Source organism: Mesorhizobium sp. M4A.F.Ca.ET.020.02.1.1, from assembly GCF_004022645.1.
Classification (GTDB): Bacteria; Pseudomonadota; Alphaproteobacteria; order Rhizobiales; family Rhizobiaceae; genus Mesorhizobium.
Window position 1 is genome coordinate 1 of record NZ_RZOI01000451.1, and the last position, 5,117, is coordinate 5,117.

The window sequence follows — 5,117 nt, forward strand, 5'->3', positions numbered from 1 at the left end:
GGTCTGCAGCTCGCCGTCGAGATGCTCCAGCGTCAGCGAGGCGCCGGCCATTTCCAGCGAGGTGCAGTAATTGCCGACCCAGGTCGCATGCACCGAGACGCCGATGTCGTCGAGCCGCTGCTTGACGCGCCGGTTCATGATGTAGAGCTCCATCAACGGCGTCGAGCCGAGCGAGTTGACCAGCACCGCGACCTTGTCGCCACGCGACGGCGCCATCTCGGCAATGATCCTGTCCAGCATCTCGTCGGTGATCTCGTCAGCGGTCCTGAGCTTGCCGCGCGCGATGCCGGGCTCGCCATGGATGCCCATGCCGATCTCCATCTCGTCGGCGCCGATCTCGAAGTTCGGCCGCCGCGTCTGCGGCAGCGAGCAGGGCGACAGCGCCACGCCCATAGTGAAGGTGTGGTCGTTGGCCTTCCTGGCGATGCGCTCGACTTCGTCGAAGGAGAGCATGCGGTCGCAGGCCGCGCCCGCCGCCTTGAAGATGAAGAAATTGCCGGCGACGCCGCGCCGCTTGCCCCGCTGGTCGCGCGGCGCAGAGGCCACGTCGTCGGTGGTCAGCACCGTGCGCACCTCGATGTCGTCCATCGCCGCCATCTCGGCCGCCATGTCGAAATTCATCACGTCGCCGGCATAGTTGCCGTACATGAACAGGACGCCAGCGCCGCGGCTCACCGCCTTGGCGCATTCGAGGATCGGGTCCGGCGGCGGCGAGGCAAAGACATTGCCGACCGCCGCGGCATCCGCCAGCCCCTTGCCGACGAAGCCGAGAAAGGTCGGCTCGTGGCCCGAGCCGCCGCCGATGACCAGCCCGACCTTGCCTGGCCGTGGCCCGTCGCGGGCGATGATCGAGCGCGGGCTGCCGTCCACGCTCCTGAGGTGGCGAGGATGCGCGGCCAGTATTCCTTCCAGCATCTCGTCGACGGAACGGTTGCCGTCGTTGATGATCTTCTTGGTCTGCACCGGCATGCTCCCGATCTCGGTTTTTTCGCGATATTAGAGGCTGTTACCGGGATTGCCACCCCGGCAACCGCGCCTCAAGCCGCGATCTTTTCCCGCGCCGCACTTATCTCAACGCAGGCCTTGGCCGCTTCCTTGCCCTTGACCTGGAAGTGCTCGAAGAAGAAGCGGTGGTGCTCGGCGCTGTCGTGATAATTGTGCGGCGTCAGCACCGCCGAAAGCACCGGCACGCCGGTCGCGAGCTGCACGGTCATCATGCCGTCGAGGACGGCGCCGGCGACGAAATCGTGCCGGTAGATGCCGCCATTGACGACGAAGGCGGTGCCGAGGATCGCGGCATAGCGGCCGGTCTCGGCGAGGGTCTTGGCATGCAATGGGATCTCGTAGGCGCCGGGCACGTCGAAGACATCGACGGCGAAGCGGCCGCCGCCGAGAACGGCAAGCTCCGCCTCGAACGCAGTGACGCACTGGTCGACGATGTCGGCATGCCAGCGCGCCCGAATGACGGCGACGCGAACGATTTCATAGTCTTTCGGGGAATGCTGATTCATGGGTCCATCCTTCCGTTTCGAACCAGAATCAGGACGCACGATACGAAAACCCGGCCCGCGCGAGCGGCCCGTCCTTCCGTTCGTTCTCTTTCATCCGGACTGTGACCGTCGGCTCCGGAATCACACCGGATCTGCTGACCTTCCTTTCCGGGAAGCGCTCGCGGGCTTGAGCCGAGGCTCTTACCGCCGGTGGGGACTTTCACCCCGCCCTGAGAACTTTGACGGTGAAGCTATGGAGGGGGAGGGCGGCGCTGTCAATTAGCGCCGTCGCCGCAGCTGCCAATCTTCCTCCTTGTGGCTAACCACGCTCCGGGAACATCGCCTTCAGCCCCTCGCGTGAGGCCTTGGCGACGCCGCGCTCGGTGATCAGGCCGGTGACAAGCCGCGCCGGCGTGACGTCGAAGGCCGGGTTTGCCGCGGGCGTCGCTTCCGGCGAGACGCGCACCTGCGCGATCTCGCCCTTGGCGTTCTTGCCCCAGACCAGCGACACCTCGTCGCCGGAGCGCTCCTCGATCGGGATTTCTGCAAGCCCGTCGCCCACCGTCCAGTCGATGGTCGGAGAGGGCAGCGCGACATAGAACGGCACGTCGTTGTCGGAGGCGGCGAGCGCCTTGAGATAGGTGCCGATCTTGTTGCAGACGTCGCCATCCGCGGTGGTGCGGTCGGTGCCGACGATAACCATGTCGATCTGGCGACGCTGCATCAGATGGCCGCCGGCATTATCGACGATCAGCGTGTGCGGCACGCCGTGGCCGGCCATCTCCCAGGCGGTCAGCTGGGCGCCCTGATTGCGCGGCCTGGTCTCGTCGACATAGACATGGACCGGAATGCCGGCTTCGGTTGCCAGATATATTGGCGCGGTTGCGGTGCCGTAATCGACCGTCGCCAGCCAGCCGGCGTTGCAATGGGTCAGGATGTTGACCGTCTCTCCCGGTGCTTTTCGCGCCGCGATTTGCTTGATGATGGCAAGCCCGTTCTCGCCGATGGCGCGGTTCAGCCCGACATCCTCGTCCGCGATCTCGGCGGCGCGCCGATAGGCGGCCCCGGCCCGCTCGGCCGGCGGCAGCGGCTTCAGAACCCGCCGCATCTCGTCAAGCGCCCAGCGCAGGTTGATCGCCGTCGGGCGTGTCGCGTGCAGTGTCTCCCAGACGGCGTCCAACGCCGCATCCGACGGGTCGTCTTCCATCTGGATGGCGACGCCATAGGCGGCGGTGACGCCGATCAGCGGCGCGCCGCGCACCCACATGTCGCGGATCGCGGTGGCGATACCGGCAACGGTGCCGATCGTCTCGATGCGGAACTCATGCGGCAGCCAGCGCTGGTCAATGATCTCGACCGAGCGGCCGTCATCGCTCAGCCAGATGGTGCGGTAGTGGCGGTCGCCGACGTTCAAAGGCTGCTCTCCTGTTCGATCAGCGCGGCCAGGCTGTTGACCTCGTCGATGCTGTATATCTGGCGCCGGTTGACGGCGAGATGGCGGCCGAACTTCAGTGCCTTTGCTTCGCATGTGGCGCGCAGATCCTGATCGGCAATGGTCTCGAAATCGGCATTGTGGGCGAGGCCGAGGATGCGCCGGTGCACCTCGATGCCGGCAAAGCCGAGCAGGTCGGTCCAGATCGAGTGCAGCATGTGGTCGAGCGCCTGCTCGGCGCCGAGCAGATCGCCTTGATCCTCGAACAGGCTTCTGTGGTAGAGCATGCCGGTGCGCTCGGTCCGCCACAGATGCGAGAACTCGGCGCGGAACACGGCCCAGGTTTCGGCGGTGACCCCGAGCAGGTAGGCGCGCATGGCGTCGCGCCTGCCTTTGTCTTCATGGCCGTGCTGCGAGAAGAATGACATCCAGAAATTGGCGAGCAGCATGCCAACGTCGAAGGCGATCGGGCCATAGAAGGCGAACTCCGGATCGATCATCCGGGTTTCGGTATCGGTGACCATGATCGAGCCGGAATGCAGGTCGCCATGCAAGAGCGTCTCGGCGTTGGCGGCGAACAGATGTTTCAGACGCTGCGCCTCGACCTTGAGGTCGCGGTCTGCGCGCAGCTCGGCGACCAGGCCGTCGAGCTGCGGCGACGTATGCCGGTTCAGCTTGGCGTCGAAATAGGGATCGGTGAACACCAGGTCCTCGGTGATGCCGCATAGCTCGACATTGTCGGCGAACAGCGCCAAATCGGCTTTGCGGTCCTTGGTCGGCATATGCAGGTCGGAGCCGCGGAACAGGGTGCGGGCCATGAACAGGCCGATGTCGCGGGCGATGTTCGGCAGTTGCCGGCCTTCGATCAGCGCACGCCGCAGGATGATGTGCGGCGGCGCCAGATATTCCATGACGATCAGCGCCTGGGCCTCGTCGAAATGGTGGATCGACGGCACCGAGCCGGGCGCTCGGCGCTCCTGCCTTGTCAGCGCGTGATACTCGAAGAACGAGCGTTTCAACGGCAGCGGCCAGCTGTCGCCGACCAGCCGCACATAGGGCAGGGCCTGCTTGACGACGACCGCGCCTTCGTCGCCCTCGACGATGAACACCAGGTTGAGATTGCCGTCGCCGACCTCACGCACCTTCCAGCGTCGGGCATCCTTGCCGATCTGCGCGGTGACGGCCTCATTGGCGCCGAGGCGCGCCGGCAGCGTTTCGACCGATAGTGCTTCGAACGGCAGTTTCTGCGTCATCATCATCCTCTCGCTTATGCGCTCCGAACATAAAGGAGGCATGGCGGCGGGGCCAAGCTAGGAAGCATGCTGGCAATTGTCAATCGTGTTGACAATTGCCGATATAGCCCATAGCGTCGGGATCAGGGAGGAATGAATGGGCACTGGTGCCGTGTTCCGCGTGGACGGCCTAAGGAAGTCCTTTGGCCATATCGAGGTGCTTGGCGGCATCTCGCTCGACTTGCATGCGGGCGAAGTCACCGTGCTGATGGGCGCCAACGGCGCCGGCAAATCCACCCTGGTCAAGATCGTCAGCGGCGTCTACGAGCTCGGCGGCGGCACGATGCATCTCGCCGGCGAGGACTTCGCGCCGAACACGCCGGCCGAGGCGATCCGCGCCGGCGTCGTCACCGTGCATCAGAACATCAATGACGGGGTCGTCGCCGACCTCGACGTCGCCACCAATCTGACGCTGGACCGCCTGAGCGGCAGCGGCGTGCCGACCTTCTTCAATCCCGGCCGCGTGCGCCGCGAGGCCAGGGCCGTCGCCGATCGCATGGGGCTCGCCATCGACCTCAAGGCCCGGGTCAGCGATCTCTCGCTGGCAGACCGGCAGATGGTGGCGATCGCGCGGGCCATGGCGCACCGGCCGAAAGTGCTGATCCTCGACGAGCCGACCTCGTCGCTGTCCAGCGCCGAGGCCGACCGGCTGTTCCAGCTCATCGACCGGCTGCGCGAGCAAGCGGTGGCGATCCTCTACATCTCGCATCGCATGTCCGACATCCGCCGGCTCGCCGACCGCATCGTCTCGATGCGCGACGGCGTGGTGAGCGGCCTGTTCGACACCAAGCCGCTCGACTATGAGGGCGCCGTCAACGCCATGCTCGGCCGCAAGATCCATCTCGACCGGGTGGTCGCGAGAAGCTCGGCGCGCGCTGTCTTCAACACGGAAGGCCTGCGGAT

The 5,117-nt window shown here is 65.6% G+C and carries 5 protein-coding genes and 1 riboswitch; of the genes, 1 reads left to right on the forward strand and 4 read right to left on the reverse strand.

Annotation, left to right across the window (positions count from 1 at the left end; all coding sequences use genetic code 11):
• From EN742_RS23805 to mtnK, 4 genes are all read right to left on the reverse strand, one after another.
• Positions 1–963 (reverse strand): dihydroxyacetone kinase subunit DhaK (locus EN742_RS23805; protein WP_128333352.1); only part of this gene is annotated, 963 nt, incomplete at its 3' end.
• Positions 964–1,037: 74 nt separating this feature from the next.
• Complete coding sequence (locus tag EN742_RS23810; RefSeq protein ID WP_126056065.1) at positions 1,038–1,511, reverse strand: 6,7-dimethyl-8-ribityllumazine synthase; 474 nt, start codon at positions 1,509–1,511, stop codon at positions 1,038–1,040.
• 78 nt (positions 1,512–1,589) lie between these two features.
• Positions 1,590–1,732, reverse strand: a riboswitch (FMN riboswitch).
• A gap of 77 nt (positions 1,733–1,809) precedes the next feature.
• Entirely contained in the window at positions 1,810–2,904 is a 1,095-nt protein-coding gene (mtnA, locus tag EN742_RS23815) for an S-methyl-5-thioribose-1-phosphate isomerase (RefSeq protein WP_127406279.1), read from the reverse strand.
• Positions 2,901–4,175, reverse strand: a complete 1,275-nt coding sequence (gene mtnK / locus EN742_RS23820; RefSeq protein WP_127406280.1) for an S-methyl-5-thioribose kinase — start codon at positions 4,173–4,175, stop codon at positions 2,901–2,903. Before mtnK ends, mtnA begins: the two co-directional genes overlap by 4 nt.
• A gap of 136 nt (positions 4,176–4,311) precedes the next feature.
• On the opposite strand from mtnK, the gene EN742_RS23825 reads away from it, so the two are divergent.
• Positions 4,312–5,117, forward strand: an 806-nt coding sequence (locus EN742_RS23825; protein ID WP_148670217.1) for an ATP-binding cassette domain-containing protein, incomplete at its 3' end; no start/stop codon positions are given.

Bases quoted from the DNA above. Each gene is read 5' to 3' on its own strand.
- EN742_RS23810 (WP_126056065.1), bottom strand. From the start codon at position 1,511: ATGAATCAGCATTCCCCGAAAGACTATGAAATCGTTCGCGTCGCCGTC.
- mtnK (WP_127406280.1), bottom strand. From the start codon at position 4,175: ATGACGCAGAAACTGCCGTTCGAAGCACTATCGGTCGAAACGCTGCCG.